Origin of the sequence: Maribellus maritimus, from assembly GCF_022267315.1 — a bacterium.
GTDB lineage: Bacteria > Bacteroidota > Bacteroidia > Bacteroidales > Prolixibacteraceae > Draconibacterium > Draconibacterium maritimum.
The window spans coordinates 1-16,240 of record NZ_JAIKLE010000016.1; the positions used below are offsets into that span (position 1 = coordinate 1).

At 37.6% G+C, this 16,240-nt stretch carries 11 protein-coding genes; 8 read left to right on the plus strand and 3 right to left on the minus strand.

Annotated features, from left to right (window positions below):
• The 4 genes from K5G00_RS14905 to K5G00_RS14920 form a co-directional block, all read left to right on the plus strand.
• A partial coding sequence (locus tag K5G00_RS14905; protein ID WP_238766976.1) for a hypothetical protein occupies positions 1-188 on the plus strand: 188 nt, incomplete at its 5' end.
• A gap of 44 nt (positions 189-232) precedes the next feature.
• Positions 233-2,620, plus strand: coding sequence for an ABC transporter permease (locus tag K5G00_RS14910; RefSeq protein ID WP_238766977.1), 2,388 nt, complete (start codon positions 233-235; stop codon positions 2,618-2,620).
• 207 nt (positions 2,621-2,827) lie between these two features.
• Positions 2,828-3,244, plus strand: a complete 417-nt coding sequence (locus tag K5G00_RS14915; protein ID WP_238766978.1) for a hypothetical protein — start codon at positions 2,828-2,830, stop codon at positions 3,242-3,244.
• A gap of 118 nt (positions 3,245-3,362) precedes the next feature.
• A complete protein-coding gene (locus K5G00_RS14920; protein ID WP_238766979.1) occupies positions 3,363-4,715 on the plus strand; it encodes a DUF6198 family protein in 1,353 nt (450 codons plus the stop codon).
• Here the strand turns inward: K5G00_RS14920 and K5G00_RS14925 are convergent.
• Complete coding sequence (locus K5G00_RS14925) at positions 4,678-5,871, minus strand: M24 family metallopeptidase (RefSeq protein WP_238766980.1); 1,194 nt, start codon at positions 5,869-5,871, stop codon at positions 4,678-4,680. The genes K5G00_RS14920 and K5G00_RS14925 overlap by 38 nt on opposite strands.
• A 243-nt stretch (positions 5,872-6,114) precedes the next feature.
• Between K5G00_RS14925 and K5G00_RS14930 the strand changes: the two genes are divergently transcribed.
• Positions 6,115-8,484: an ABC transporter permease gene (locus K5G00_RS14930; RefSeq protein WP_238766981.1), complete on the plus strand. Its 2,370-nt coding sequence runs from the start codon at positions 6,115-6,117 to the stop codon at positions 8,482-8,484.
• 158 nt (positions 8,485-8,642) lie between these two features.
• Here the strand turns inward: K5G00_RS14930 and K5G00_RS14935 are convergent, their stop codons facing one another.
• On the minus strand, positions 8,643-9,353 hold the full coding sequence (locus tag K5G00_RS14935) for a DNA alkylation repair protein (RefSeq protein ID WP_238766982.1): 711 nt from the start codon (positions 9,351-9,353) through the stop codon (positions 8,643-8,645).
• Between the two features lie 269 nt (positions 9,354-9,622).
• On the opposite strand from K5G00_RS14935, the gene K5G00_RS14940 reads away from it, so the two are divergent.
• A complete protein-coding gene (locus tag K5G00_RS14940; protein WP_238766983.1) occupies positions 9,623-10,663 on the plus strand; it encodes a metallophosphoesterase family protein in 1,041 nt (346 codons plus the stop codon).
• 59 nt (positions 10,664-10,722) lie between these two features.
• On the opposite strand, the gene K5G00_RS14945 is transcribed toward K5G00_RS14940, so the two are convergent.
• Positions 10,723-11,091, minus strand: coding sequence for a hypothetical protein (locus tag K5G00_RS14945; RefSeq protein ID WP_238766984.1), 369 nt, complete (start codon positions 11,089-11,091; stop codon positions 10,723-10,725).
• A gap of 312 nt (positions 11,092-11,403) precedes the next feature.
• Between K5G00_RS14945 and K5G00_RS14950 the strand changes: the two genes are divergently transcribed.
• Together K5G00_RS14950 and K5G00_RS14955 are read left to right on the plus strand one after the other, a co-directional pair.
• On the plus strand, positions 11,404-13,716 hold the full coding sequence (locus tag K5G00_RS14950; protein ID WP_238766985.1) for an ABC transporter permease: 2,313 nt from the start codon (positions 11,404-11,406) through the stop codon (positions 13,714-13,716).
• A gap of 118 nt (positions 13,717-13,834) precedes the next feature.
• Entirely contained in the window at positions 13,835-16,222 is a 2,388-nt protein-coding gene (locus tag K5G00_RS14955) for an ABC transporter permease (RefSeq protein ID WP_238766986.1), read from the plus strand.
• The last annotated feature ends 18 nt before the right edge of the window (positions 16,223-16,240 follow it).

A 16,240-nucleotide genomic window follows, 5' to 3' on the forward strand; every position in this document is an offset into this window, starting at 1 on the left:
GTAATAGAAATGCAACCCGAAACCATAATGTCAATAACCGGAAACAAACACTATCTAAAAATTTTCAATGCGGCATTTTGTATTTAAAATGGTATCAGAACCTGTTGGAGGAATTAAGTCACAACTTATTGATTCACAACGAACGACAGGCTAAACGAATTAAAAATCTAATTATTAGCCACTTATAATACAATTCAAGCAACGCATTAACAGGAATTATTGAACAAAACTTATGAGAACATTAAAAATTTTCATTCGCGGATTAAAAAAAGACAGTCGTTTAAACCTGCTGAATATTGCTTCAATGGCAATTGGGATTGCTGCTGCAATAATTGTTTTGGGATATGTTTACCAGGAATTTAATTACGATTCAGGATATGAAAATTCAAATCGCATATTTCATGTCCTGACTCAAAATGACAAAAATGAAATATCAGGGGCTGTAACTTACGGGCCAATGGCTCAGAGTTTGAAATCAGATTTTCCTGAAATTGACGATGCTACTCGCGCAAACTTTTATTGGGGGTATCTGGCTTTTACTGCAGGTGATAATATGTTTAACGAAACCAGCATCATTTTTGCCGACCCAAATTTCTTCACTTTGTTTTCATTTCCACTGATAAATGGTGATGCAGCCAAATGTCTGGAGTCACCAAACTCGATAGTTTTATCGGAAAATGCAGCAAAAAAATATTTTGGAGAAACCGATGTAATTGGCAAACAAATAAAAATTGGTGAAGACAGATTATTTAACGTTGGAGGAGTTTACAAAGATTTTGCAGCAAATTCCAACTTTCGCGGAGATATTATTTTACCGCTGGAAGTAATTTCAAAATTAACTCAGGTTTGGATTGAGCCATCATGGAATTATCCAACAGATATTCATACTTTTATTCTTGCTCAAAACCAAACCGAACAGGAAGCTATTTCTTCAAAAATAACAAACTATCTTTTGGAACACGTAGAAGAAAATCCCGAAAAATTATTGCTTCAGCCCTTAAAAAATGTCCATACCAAAGTATATCCCGATTGGGAACTGACACCACAAACAAACAAAAGCTATTTGTATTTGCTGGCTATTGTTGCCTTTATAATTCTTGCCATGTCGGCAGTTAATTTTCTTTTGTTATATGTGGGTATAGCATCAAAAAGAGCGATAAAAACAGGAATTCAAAAGGTATTCGGGGCTTCCCGTGTATCTTTATTTCATAGTCATCTTAGCGAAGTATTGTTCTTTATCTCTTTGAGTACAATAATTTCAATAATAATAGTTATCCTTTACAATTATATTTTAGCAGAAAAAATCTCCTTTCTTCCCTCTATTAAAGAGATTGATAGAATGTTGTTTCTTATTTTGTCAGGAGTAATTGTCGGGTTTACCCTTTTAACATCGATTTTCCCCGCCGTTTTTGCTTCACGCCAGAAGTCTCCGGAAATATATAAGAGAGATGAACAGTCGTTACAAAAACAACCACGGATTATCAATATTATGGTAACCGGACAATTTGCAATCAGCATGGCACTTATAGCGGTTACCACACTGTTTTACAAGCAAATGAATTTTCTGGAAAAACACAATCCCGGATTTGCTCGGGAAGAACTGCTGACCATTCCTTTAAACATGCATATCGGACATGGTATTTACAATGAAAACATGGACGTCTTTTGCCAGGAGTTGAAAAAACAATCGGGTGTAAAAAATGTTACTTTTTCCTATTCTTCTCCAACCAATATTCAAACATCAACCGAAAAATTCTATTGTGAAGGTATGCCTGAGGGAGAGACAGTTAATATGCAATGGAACTCTGTTTTTTATGACTACTTCGAAACAATAGGAGTTAATCTGGTGGCAGGACGTAGTTTTAGCCCTGAATTTCAAAGCGATAAAGTGGATTACGATAATGAAGGGAAATGTACTTATGTAATCAATGAAAAAGCGGCAGAAGAAATGGGAATCGATAATCCGGTTGGAAAAATACTCCATGCCTATCATGAAGGAACAATAATAGGTATTGTGGAAGATTTCAATTTTAGGTCATTACACAGCAAAATAACTCCCATCTGTTTTAATATTGATCCTATTTATTTTAACGAAATTATTATCCGAACCAATCCCGGTGTGCCTACAGTACAAAATCAAATAAAATCCGTGTGGGATAAGTTTGTCCCGGATTATCCTGTCGAATTCCATTATGTCGACGACCAGCTTCATCAATTATATGAATCGGAGGGTAAACTCACTGCCTGCTTAAATGTATTTGCAGGAATTGCCATTTTAATTGCTTGTATGGGATTGCTGGGGCTGACCATATTATCGATGCAAAAACGCACAAAGGAAATCGGCATCCGCAAAGTAAATGGTGCCAGAGTATCTGAAATTCTCACCATGTTAAATAAAAACTTTGTAAAATGGGTTATTATCGCATTTGTAATAGCAACACCTGCCGCGTACTATACCATGAACAAGTGGCTTGAAAACTTTGCCTTTAAAACAACACTTAGCTGGTGGATTTTTGCATTAGCGGGACTGCTGGCATTGGGGATTGCTTTATTAACGATTAGCTGGCAAAGCTGGCGTGCAGCAACCAAAAATCCGGTAGAAGTATTGCGGTATGAGTAGAAGCCCCTCCTAACCAAACTCTTTGTTTCCTTTAGATTAGGGAAGAGGCAGGTAAAACCAGATTAATCAATTTAAACTTTTGTTTACTTTTTGCTTGTTCTTTTGATGGGGTGTAAACGGCGGTGCATTTTATTAATACCTTTGCGTGGCCTATTGGAACAGAGCAGTTAATATTCGCTTTCCGGTATGCATTTTAATCAGTTAAAAATGAAAACAATTAAAACATTAATACTATTTCTGGTATTTGTATCTCTTTTTGCGTGCAGTAAAGATGACAATGAAGATTTCGATGTGGATTTTAGTGTCCTGGGTATAACATCGGTTACAGTTAACGGACAACAATTTAATATTAGTAACAATACAATGCTGGATATTGAAGGTAATGACACGATTGTAGTTACGGGTACTCAAACAACAATGTCGGTAAAACATATGCAAATTGACTATGCAGTACAAACAAATTCTACAGCCACATTTTCAGTGAACGTTAAAAGTGATTATCCGGATGTTTCTGTTGTTACAAGCGAGGAGACAAACAACAACTTTAAATCCGTTGTTGTCGTTATTTACAGAACCGGATACGACGAACAACTAACATATAAGTTTACTCCGTTTACGCTTTAATTATTGCATTAACAGAGAAGTGTTACGGACTCTTTCTTAAGTGCTACCACCCCTGAACAGCAAGTATCACAGCTGCTTAATCTGTTTCCTGAAAAAGCAGAAATACAAAATGTCGTTTATGAAGAATAATTATTTTATAGAGAGGAGCATCGTTTTTATTATCGGACTATTTATTATGGCTTTGGGCGTTACCTTATCGGTAAAAGCCAACCTGGGAGTTTCTCCAATTTCATGTGTACCCTATGTTTTCAGTATGCAGTTTCCTTTAACATTGGGACAAACAACAATCATTATGAATGTTGTACTTATTCTTCTTCAAATTGCCCTTTTAAGAAAAAATTATCAGCTGCTTCAGTTGGTACAGTTTCCGGTTGTTTTGCTTTTTGGTTTTTTTATCGATTTGACCATGCGTCTGTTTTTGTGGCTGGATCCAACTCATTATTTCGGACAAGCTCTTCTCTGCTTGTTAAGTTGTATTGTGCTTGCACTGGGTGTATTTTTTGAAGTAAAAGCAAAACTTACTTATCTCCCGGGAGAGGGGCTGGCTATGGCTATAACCAAAACATTTAATGTTGAGTTCGGAAAATCAAAAATTGGCACCGACAGCTCAATGGTATTGATTGGCATTATTAGTTCGTATGCATTTTTATCGGGAATAGAAGGAATTCGGGAAGGGACAGTTGTTGCAGCCGTTTTGGTCGGCTATGTTGTCCGTTTTTATAACAAAAGGATTAAACTTTTTGACAAATGGCTTATTACAGAGAACGTTGATACCAAAGCTGTAATACAAAAAAATCAATTGAGTAAAGGGAGTAGACTGGTTATTACCATTTCACGCGAATATGGCAGTGGCGGGCATGAAATTGGAAAAGCTGTGGCTCATAAACTCAGGCTTCAATTTTACGATAAAGAGTTGATACAGCTAACTTCGGAACAAAGTGGTTTTACCAAAGAATATATTCATCAGCACGAACAGAAACTGGCCCATTCTTTACTATACCAGCTTTACGAACAAAATTACGCTTACATTAACGAACGAAAACCACCATTGGATGCTTTGTTTTTGGTTCAAAGTAAAGTTATTCATGATGTCAGTCAGAAAGAATCATGCGTGATTGTAGGGCGTTGTGCTAATTTCATTTTAAAAGACCAACCCGGATGTTTCCATGTTTTTATTCATGCGGATAAAAATTATCGGGCACAACGAATTACACAAAAATTTGGAGTCGCCAGTGATACCGCATCCAGAGAAATGGAAAAGATGGATCGGGAGAGAGCGAACTATTGCCGGCATTATACCGGAAGAAATTGGAAGGATGCTGTCAATTACGATTTGACAATAAACAATTCTTTGCTGGGAATTGAAGAATCAGCAGATTTGATTATTTCAACTGTGTTACAGTTAAACAATAGGCAAAATGAAAATAAAAAGGCTACTCAACCAAAATTAAGCCCGGACTACAACCGGTAATGCAACGTCCGCCTTCAGGAGTAACTACAAATGTATTCTCAATACCAACCATTCCGACCCCTTCAATACCTTTTTTAGGCTCAACAGCAAAAACCATATTTTCTTCCAAGGGGGCTTTAAAACCTTTGGCTAGTACCGGGTATTCGTCAATCGTTAATCCAATACCATGTCCGAGAAATTTCACTTGCCGGTTGCCAAAGCCCATAAAATTTTTTAAAAACTCCGGGGTAAGCCCGTTTATGATGTTTTCATAAATAGATTCTGGGGTATTACCTGGTTTCAGTATTTCTGCAACTTCATTTTGAATACCGACACATTGGTTATGCAGGGACTGCACTTCCTTATCGAGTGGTTCGCCAAACATATAAGTCATGGTTTTATCGGAATGATATCCGTTTACTGCAACCGCTACATCCACAAATACCAGGTGCCCTTTTTTCAATTTAATGTTGCGATTTCCAAAGCTGGGAACAGCGGGGCTTACTCCCAGGTTACCCCCGGGGCCGTCAAAGCTGGTGGGATACAATGAGCTTTCTCCAAAACCCAGTTGTCCCAATGCCATTTCAGTATCGTGCATACCAAAACGTACACTTCCCTGATGTCCTTCCTGTACCATAATCGGGAACATTTCTGCTGCGAATTCAGCTTCCGACATTCCTTCCCGTAATAACTCAGGAACACGTTCTTCCAATACCCGCTGATGGATACCCGCAGCTTTTTCAATGAAGTTCAATTCCCAGACACTTTTTACGGCACGGATTTGGGCAATTTGAAAATCAATGGATTTATATGTAGAGAAAGGAAAGTGTTTTTGAAAACGCTGAAACATCGCCAATGGGACAAATTCGGTTTCAAGATATATTTCGTTGGAAATTTTTGGATAGGAAGGCGCAGCATCGCGGTAACTGCCCATGGGCATTATTGCCGGAAATTCCGATTCTTCCGCCGCACGCTCGAAGCCACGTCGTGCCCACAAGGTGGCATCCTTTTCCCGTTCGATAATTAACATTCCCTCGGGCATCGACCCTGCGAAGTACAACAGGTTTATTCTGCTAAAAATAACTGCCATTTTCCAATCGGGATGCTGTTCGTTCATCACCCGTCGAAACTTATTTATTCTTAACTCCAGCTCCGAAGCCGGTACTCTGTCATTCATATTCTTCTGGTTTAAGTGACAAAAGTAACAGAACCAGCAAAAAACAACGGACTATCAAAGGAAAGATCCACGAAAGTTAGCTCAGTGTAAATTTTTCAGCTTGATTATTGAAATGTTTGTTAAGCAACTAATAGAATTTCAGCAATAAAATAGCAACACATGTAACGAATCAATTTTTTTTATGTCTTTACATTATCTGTTCAGAGCAATAGATTAAAACCGAACTTCAAAAAAACACTCGTTATGCTTTTTAAAAATCTACGCATTGGCTGGAGAAACATCAAAAAAAACGGTATATTTTCAATCATCAACATTACAGGATTATCATTGGGAATTGCTGTAGTAACCCTTATTCTGTTTTGGGTAGTGGATGAAATAAATTACGACCGGTTTCATAAAAACATCGACCGTATTTACACCGTTTATGAACATCAGCAATATTCCGAAGGACAAGAGTTGTTTACGTATTGTACGCCGTTTCCGCTGGGAAAAGAATTCATAACAAATTTTAGCGAGGTTGAAAATGCCACAACATTTGCAAACGCTGGAGAACAACTTATTCGTTTTGAAGACCGGGAATACAAAGAAGGCCCTGTTGTGTGTACTGATAGTGAATTCCTGAATATTTTTTCTTTCGAAGTCGTTCAGGGCGATAAAAATGCGTTGGAAGCTCCCGACAAGATAGTCATTGATGAAGAGCTGGCTGCTGTTTTGTTTGGAAATGAATCTGCCATTGGGAAGATAGTAAAAATTAACGACAACCTCTCCTATTCGGTAGGCGCTGTTGTAAAAACCGAGAAACTCAATACAACCATCAATTTTAAGATTTTGGCTCCGCTAAACCTGGCAGAAAGTTTTGGTGCCGACCTCACACGTTGGGGGAACAACTGGCCGCGCACAAGTATACTTCTCTCTCAAAATGCAAACATCGGTGAGTTAAACTCTAAAATCACAAATTTTTTAAAAGAAAAAGGACAGGAAAACACAACGCTGTATCTTTTCCCTTTTCAAAACGAAAGACTTCACTCCTATTCAGGAAAAAACAACAGGATACAGTACATCTACCAATTTCTAGGAATTGCTTTTATCATTATCCTCATCGCTTCGATTAATTTTATAAATCTGTCAACCGCAAAAGCTGAGCAACGCCGCCCCGAGGTGGGTATACGTAAAGTTCTGGGAGCCAACAAAGTTTCTATATTAAGCCAGTTTTTGCAGGAAAAAGGAATTATGATTGTTTTGAGCTTGCTGCTGAGCGCTATTCTGGTTTTAGCTTTTACTCCGGCATTTCGTTCGGTCTCCGATAAGATAGTCACTTTTAGCCTTCTCGGGAACAAATATATGCTCCTCATGCTGCTTGGAGTTATCAGCACGGTTTTGGTTTTGTCGGTGGTTTATCCGTCGTTGTATATTTCATCGTTTAATCCTGCCCAGGCGATGAAAAAAACAAGGCTAAAAAAACAAGGAAAGGTGGGGGCAAAAAATTTGCTTGTAATTGTTCAGTTTGTTCTGTCGGTAGTCCTTATCAGCAGTACACTAATTATTACCAGACAGCTAAAATACATTAATAACTATGATTTAGGCTACGACCAGGCAAACCTGATTTATATTCCTTTGAACGGCGAGGCTAAAAACAATCATGAAGCTCTTCGACAAGAATTGACAGGTATTTCCGGAGTGGTAAGTTTAACCCGTTCCAGTCGCGTTCCTTTTTATGGAGGAAGTTCATCCTGGGGATACGACTGGGAAGGAAAAGATCCGGAAAACAGAGTACTCATCTGCTCAATGAATGCGGACAGGAACTATTTTGAAACACTGGGAATTCAGTTTGCCGACGGGAATAATTTCCCGGAGAATTACTCCGAAGTACTTGATTATGAAAACACACCGTCGCCACAAGTTATTTTAAACGAAGAATCCATTCGAAGGATGAAAATAAAAAATCCGGTTGGTAAATATTTTGGACGCAACGGAGGAGAAGAACGGGGAGTGATTGCCGGCGTAGCAAAAGACTTTCATTTTCAGTCGTTGCATAACGGGGTTGAACCAATGGTTATTATGCCCCTGTTTGAAAATCCTGGTTACATCATAGCCCGGATAAACCCGGAAAATTTTACGGAAACGATAAACGAAATAAAAAAGTCATGGGCGAAAGTGCTTCCGCAATCCATTTGCGAAATCAAATTCTTTGATGATAGTTTAGAGTCGATGTATAACTCGGAAGTTAAAATCTCAGCTCTGTTTAAGTATTTCTCTTTTATTGCCATTTTTATTTCCTGTATCGGTTTATTTGCTTTGTCGCTTTATATTATTGAGCTTCGCAAAAAAGAAATAGGTGTAAGAAAAGTAAACGGTGCAAAAATTGGCGAAGTAATCTTACTTTTAAATCAGGACTTTATCCGCTGGGTTGTAATTGCGTTTATAATTGCTTGTCCCATTGCCTGGCTGATAATGGATAAATGGCTCGAAAATTTTGCATTTAAAACCAACCTTAGTTGGTGGGTATTTTTGATTGCCGGTGCGCTGGCTTTGATAATTGCAATGGTTACGGTTTCCTATCAATCGTACCGGGCTGCGGTGCGAAATCCCGTCGAAGCATTGAGATACGAATAGTAAAGAAATGCAGAGGCCTTGGTTACTAATGATTGACAAACTTCGTTAAGAGTAGAGACTCTCAAAATCCCGGGAGAAAAAAATCAAAAATATTCTGTAAAAATAAATCGATTTCGAATCATCAGGAAGCAGTCATTTGGCATCAAAGAAACCGCCGTTTAGCCATTCTTGCGACCCGTTTCCAGTTTAGCATTTACTTCGCGAACCACACGGGAATGAAGTCTATCCTGATATTTCACGAGAAAATCTTCGACAGCCGGCTTGTCATTCTTAGAGAGCTCGCGCAAAGCCCACGACAACGCTTTTACAATTAAATCGTTGCGGTCGTCTATCACCTTTTCGCACACCATCAACGTTCGTTTTGTATCGCCCGTTCCTCCTTTTGAACGCAGATTTAGCGAAACTGTACAAACCACAGCTACACGTCGTAACCAGTGATTCCCGCTTTTCAGCCATTCCAGGATTTGAGAATCGGGCAATGTTCCTTCACGCCAGTGCCAGCCCGCAATCATTGTACTGTAGCTATCAACCGAAACCCAGTTGTCAAGCATGTTTCCAAGTTCCAAAATCTGCGTTTGATTTAATTTGGCAAGCGCTCTTTTATTCTTCCAAAGCAATTCATATGATAAAACCTGAGCTTCAAATATTTCTTTTCCAGCAAGTTCAATACACAAACCAATCCATTGCTGTGCTGAAAAATCATACAAAACCTTGCTCCAGTCATTAACAATCTTTTTTATTTGAGGTGAACTCACACCTAATCGTTTCATATTGGTTGTAAATCCCGGCACACCTAAAGTATTGTGTTTAAATGCGGCAGATTTTTTTAAATCCTCAACCATTAAATCAATTATTTCGGAATTTGTCATTGGCCGATTTTCTTAAATTTCGCTTATGTAAAAATAAAAAAGATCCAGAATGCCTATCGATTCCACTATTGTTCTAAAAACAAAAAAATTATTCTAAAAATATAAAAACCAAATAATTACATATAACATTCCATTGAGCTTAACATTATTGTATCCATTTTTTAATCTTTGGTAATCAAAATGTGAGGTCAAAGTGTTTATTTTGTCTAGAATTACTTTATTAACTAAAATTAATTTATTGTTCAGAATTAAAGAAACAAATCAAACAAATGAAAAAAGTTATCTCTTTCCTGGCTATGACAGTGATTTTCTTTTCCTTTTCAAAAGCACAAAATGATTCAAACCCTAAGTTGGCGTTTGATTCCAACGGAAAATTAAAAATCCTTCAGTTTACCGACATTCATTTTAAATACAATTCCTACCGTTCTGACAGTGCTTTAATGTTGATGAAAACAGCAGTTGAGGAAGAAAAACCTGATTTGGTTGTATTAACCGGCGATGTGGTTTGCTCGAAAAACACAAAAAAAGCATGGCTGGCTTTGGCAAAACCGTTTATCGATGCCAAAGTTCCATGGGCTGTAACGCTTGGAAACCATGACATTGAGTACGAACTGACCAGCGACGAAATTATCGAAACCATCAGCGAACTTCCATACAATCTCACCCAAAAAGGGCCAAAAGAAATTTCGGGTAGCGGAAATTATATTTTGGAAGTTAATGGTTCGAAATCAAAAGACACAAAAGCCATTCTTTATTTTTTTGACTCACATTCCGGCCTTCCAAAAGAAAAAGGTTTGGGAAGTTACGACTGGATAAAATCGGATCAGATAGAATGGTACCGAAACCAAAGCAAAAAACTTACCGGGGAAAACAAAGGGACGCCTTATCCTGCTCTGGCTTTTTTCCACATTCCTCTTCCTGAATACAATGAGGTTTGGGGTAAGGAAAAAACTGTGGGTGTAAAAGAAGAAAAAGTTTGTTCGCCTGATATTAACTCGGGAATGTACAATGCTTTTCTGGAATCAGGAGATGTTATGGGAATGTTTGTAGGGCATGACCATGTAAACAATTACATTGGCACTTTACGAAATATTGCAATGGTTTACGGTCAGGCAACCGGACGAGAAACCTATGGAGACATAGGAAAAGGATATCGTGTGATTGAGCTGCATGAAGGTCAGCGAAAATTTGATACATGGGTTCGAATAAAATATAATGCCGACCGTGATAAAGATATCTGGGAACCAACAAAAATTGCGGAAAAACAAAACTTTGTTACCTTCCCTGATTCATTTGCCGAAACAAAATAACTGCGAATAAATTTATTCAATAAAAAGAATGCAGTCCCAAAACCGGAGACTGCATTTTTTTACCCGTCAGCATGCTTTTCGTGCATTTTTTTACGTAATTCTTTTCGTTTTCCCTGATAAGTTTCAAACTGTATATCAGTCAATATTTCTTTCAGTTTTGTATCTTTTTCTTCTATAATTAGACGAGCCTTTTTGAGCTTGTTCAAACGTCCCGGCATACTTCTAATTTCTTCCATTTTCAAGGCATATTTTAGATTGAGTGAATCAATCACTCCCAACTGTTGTTCATCCAACTCAAGGTTGTCCTTCATCCATTGGGTTTGAAATTGCGCTCTTTCCTGGGGTGTACGCCCATCTCCTGCATTTTGAGAAAAGCTATCTACTACAAAAGCCAAGGCAACGATACTGAGCAAAATAATTCTTTTCATTTTCTTTCTTTTTTGTTTCTTATGTTCCGCTTTAAAAATTCCAGACCCTACTTTTTGATTTGACTTTCTATTTACCTTCAAACTCGCAAACCAAAAGCAGTACATAAAAACGGTAGGTTTCCGGTTGTGCGTCCACTTTTTTTTAAAAAAACAAGTAACTTATTTAGCTGACAAAAATTTATACACTTTGTGTAAAAAAATTTTACAGTAACTTAAACACAAATCCCAACAAATATCTGATAATATCACAGTTACAAATGAGGCATCAGATTTGGGGAATATATAAAGAAACCTTTTCTTTAATTGTTAATCATGAAAATCAAAACTGTTTTCAGAAGCCTTTTCCGATTTCGTTTAAACTCATCAATAATTATCGTAAGCCTGGCCATTGGAATTGCCTGCATGAATCTCATCACAATTTTTATTATCCGGGAAAACAACGCCGATGGATTTCAAAAAAATAAAAAGAATATTTATGCCCTGCAAGCCGACGACCCATTTCGTAAAGGCCAGAAAATGTATTACATCCGACAAGGGGCAGCAGAATACATGAAAGATAATTTTGCCGAAGTGAAAGATTTCTGCCGGATTATAAATGCCAGTCCATCGAAAGTAAACGCGAATAGCCAGGATTATTTTGACGACAAAAAAACAATTGCTGTTTCACCCAACTTCTTCACGTTTTTTTCCTATAAACTTATTTCAGGGAATCCGACACGAGTGCTGGAGACAAAACAAAATGTTGTTATTTCAGACAAGCTGGCAATGAAATATTTTGGAACGCTAAATGTGATTGGGCAAAAACTATTATTTCCCGACGGAGACAAAGACACTGAGATGTTTATAAGCGGCGTTTTTGAAAAGCCGGAAGAGAGCACGCAGCTGGAATTTGATATGGTAAAACTGATTGGAGAAAACGACTCGCGTTGTTACCTGCTTTTAAATGAAAATACCAATATTGCGCGATTGGAAGATAAGTTTGCCCAAAACAAGGAAAACATCCCGATAGTACACGACGGAACCCCCGGCACACATTATCTTAAAAATTTGAAGGCAGCTTATTTTGACACTTCCCGACGACAAACCATTGAAAACAGTCGTGAAAAAAACGATCTGATAGTTGCACTGGTAATCGCTTTGATGATTCTTGGAGTCGCTCTTTTTAACTATCTCGGTTTAATTAATAACCGGCTAATGGAAAAAAATCGCGAATATTCAATCAGAAGGGTAAACGGAGGATCAAAATCAAACCTCGTAGCCGGTTTTATGACGGAAACATTTATTTTGATTGGTATAGCTTTTACTTTTAGCCTTATTTTGATGATCTGGGCCGTTCCGTTTTTTAATCAGCTAACGACTACTTCGATAACAACAGCTTTTCTTTTCAGCCTGAAAAATATTCTTCTGCTTTTGGGAGTGCCCGTTTTAATAATACTGGCTTCCTTTTTATTCTCTCTTTTAAGAATGAACAAAAGTGTAAAAACAGAAGCCTTGAAAACAGGGAAACTACTGCTGCCCGGCAAATTTCAAATACCGGCATTTAATATCGTACAACTGGCCATTTCAGTAGTTTTAATTGTTGGTTCGATTATTATTCTGAAACAGATAAATTACATTACCAACAAAAATATCGGTATCGACAAAAATGTGCTGGAAGTAAAAATCCCGATGCAACACAAAAATCTCTCCCAGGTATTTAAAGCTGAACTGGAAAAAAGCCCGTCGATTGAATTGGTTTCGCTGGCAAATGCGTCGCCGGTTTTGGAACATGCGATGATTTTGTTGCACTACGATGAAAATGGTGTTGACAAACAATATACTCCGGCGCTTTTTTGGGGCGACGAAAACTATCCGAAAGCCCTGGGAATTGAAATTGTAAAAGGCGACAATTTTTCAGAAAATGCAGATGCCAACCAAAATAAATGTATTGTAAATGAATCTCTGGCGGCTCTTTTTCCTAACCAGGATTTAGTCGGGAAAAAACTACCCGGTACTGAAAATGACATTGTTATTGGCATTTGTAAAGATTTCCATTACGGAAGCTTAAAACAAGTAATTGAACCTGCCTACATTGCATTTGGAAGCGATGGATTTTTCCTTATGGTTAAACCCATTGCAAATCAGACTGCGCAGGCCCGAAAAGCAGTTGCTGACACATGGAATGAGCTCATTACAGAGTTTCCGCTAAATATGGAATCAATAGGTGATCGCTATGAGTGGATGCACCGCGAGAATAAAAACTATGCAAAACTCATTGGAGCATGCTGTATCATCAGTGTATTTTTATCTATGATAGGGCTGTTTGCTGTTTCTTTCCACACCAGCCGCAGGCGGATAAAAGAAATTGGAATCCGCAAAGTAAACGGGGCAAAAACTTCTGAAATACTGGCATTGCTAAATAAAGATTTTCTGATTTGGGTAGCCATTGCAACCATTATTGCCTTACCGGTGGGCTGGTATTTTATGCACAAATGGCTGGAAGGTTTTGTATATAAAACCAACTTAAGCTGGTGGATATTTTCCCTGGCAGGAGTTATCGCATTGACAATTGCACTGGTAACCGTTTCCATTCAATCTTGGAAAGCAGCTAGCAGGAATCCGGTGGAGGCATTACGATATGAGTGAGACAAAGGGTAAAATTACGGAGGATGAAGACACCCGGATATGAATAACAAAACCTAACTGTAGCTTCAGAGTCAAAGCACAGAGTATAAACAATGTAATTTTAAAAAAAACAAATACAATGTTTAAGCACCAGTTAAAAGTCAGCTTGCGAAAAGCGTTACGTAACAAAGTTTATTCCGTCATAAATATCGCAGGATTAACTATCGGGATAATTTCAACGCTGTTTATTTTTAACTATGTAACACATGAATTGTTAACTGATACTTTTACGAAAAATACGCAGAACACATACCGGGTCCTCTCCACTAATCCCAGGCTGGATTACCGTTCGTCAATGACAGCATTACCGATGGGTCCCGCTTTAAAGGATGCATCTCCGGAAGTTGTTGAATTTGCACGAATTGAATATATATCGCCTTCTTATCCGGTAGAAATTCAAAAAGGAGAAACCGTAATAAAAGAATCAAACTTCGTTTACGCCGACCCGCAAATCGTTAAAATATTAAATTACGATGTTCTTATGGGTGATATCGAGAGATTGGAGAACACTCCATTTGCTGTCGCAATCACTCAATCAACCGCAAAAAAATACTTTGGAAATAAGAATCCTGTTGGTGAATACCTGACTCTGAACCATAACATTTACGAAATTCAAAATCAGCCAATGTTGGTTGCGGCAGTAATTAAAGACTTTCCGACCAACTCCAGTGTATGTTACGATTTTATTGCCAATCTGCCCGAAGAAGAAAAAACATCAAATAATTGGGGTCAAAACTGCATAGAGTTACTGTTAAAACTAAATACACCAATTGGTGCAGCACAGGTTGAAAAATTAATCCCAGAAGTATTTCAAAAACATACTGGCCACGAAACGAGAAGTCGCTATCAGCTTCAAGCATACAAAGACATCTATTTTCACTCGGCTGATGTTAACGACCTGAGAAAAAAGGGATCTTTCCGTTTTATTCTCATCTTATCAGCAATTGGGTTAATAATAGTTTTCCTGATAATTTCCAACTATTTGGTTTTAAACACCGCATTAATAACCAAATATGTGAGCGATTTTGGAATTCAGAAAACACTTGGCGCCGGGAAAAAGCAACTTAAGAGTATAATTTATACCGATCTGTTTTTTCATTTGATTGTAGCAGTTGTTTTCTCAATTTTGCTAAGTAATTTATTCATTGAAAAATTTTATGAAATTATTGATCCCGGGAAAATAATTTCGTTCAAAGTAAACTTGTATTTATTCCTGCTCTTTTTCATTTTTATTGTTCTTACAGCCTGGTTAACAGGGACAGTTCTACTCCGGTTTATATCCGGAATTCAAACGGGAAAAATACTCAAATCCGGTTATCTGTCCACCGCAAAAATTTCAAATATCAGAAAGTCATTATTGGTTGCACAGATGTCTGTTTTTATCGCACTTATACTTTGTTCAATATTGATAATCAAACAACTCAATTACATCAAAAACAAAGACCTTGGGTTCGATTTTCACAATGTTGTAAATGTATTTATTCCCGAAGACGAAGAATTTAAACAAATAGCTGTTGAAATGGACCAATCTCCATTTATTTCTTCATTTAGCAACGGTGAGCTTCTGCCTCTTAAAAAATATAATCCTTATGAAATAAGCCTCTCAAATGGAACAAAAACAGAAAGTCAGATTATTACCGGGGATGACAAATTTATAAATACATACAATATCAAATTGGTGAAAGGAAGCAATCTGAATCCCATACTTTTCCCAAAAACTCTTGATGGTTTTTATGAAAACAGAGACAAGCGGGTGGTTGAAGTTTTGGTTAACGAAGAATTTGTAAAAAGAGCCAAAATCAGTAATCCCGAAGGCGAACTACTTAAAATTGGGAAAACACGTGCACGAATTGTTGGAGTGGTAGAAAACTTCAATTTTCTTTCGCTATACCAATCAATAAAACCGGCTATTATCGTTTACGATCTTCCCTCTTCCTTATACGGATACATAATTAAGCTAAATAGCAATAATTATAATAAGGGGATGGAGATGCTCAATAGCTTTTTCAACGAAAACCTGCCCGGATATCCATTTTACCCGGAAGAATACAGCTACAAAAAAGAATATCAAACCGAAATTGTACTTCGAAAAATGATCAGTTTATTTACGGCACTGGCTATTTTTATTTCATCTATCGGTTTGTTTGGACTATCTTTTTTTATGTCCAGACAAAGAACCAAGGAAATCGGCATCCGCAAAGTGAATGGAGCCAAAGTTTCAGAAGTAATGGTGATGTTAAACAGAGATTTTGTAAAATGGGTAGCCGTTGCATTTGGACTCGCAGCCCCGATTGCCTATTACTCAATGAACAAATGGCTCGAAAACTTTGCCTACAAAACCAATTTTAGCTGGTGGATATTTGCAATAGCAGGAATATTTGCGATGGGAATTGCCTTGCTAACCGTAAGCTGGCAAAGCTGGCGGGCCGCTGCAAAAAATCCTGTTGAAGCATTAAGATATGAATAACAAAACCTAATAAGTTTT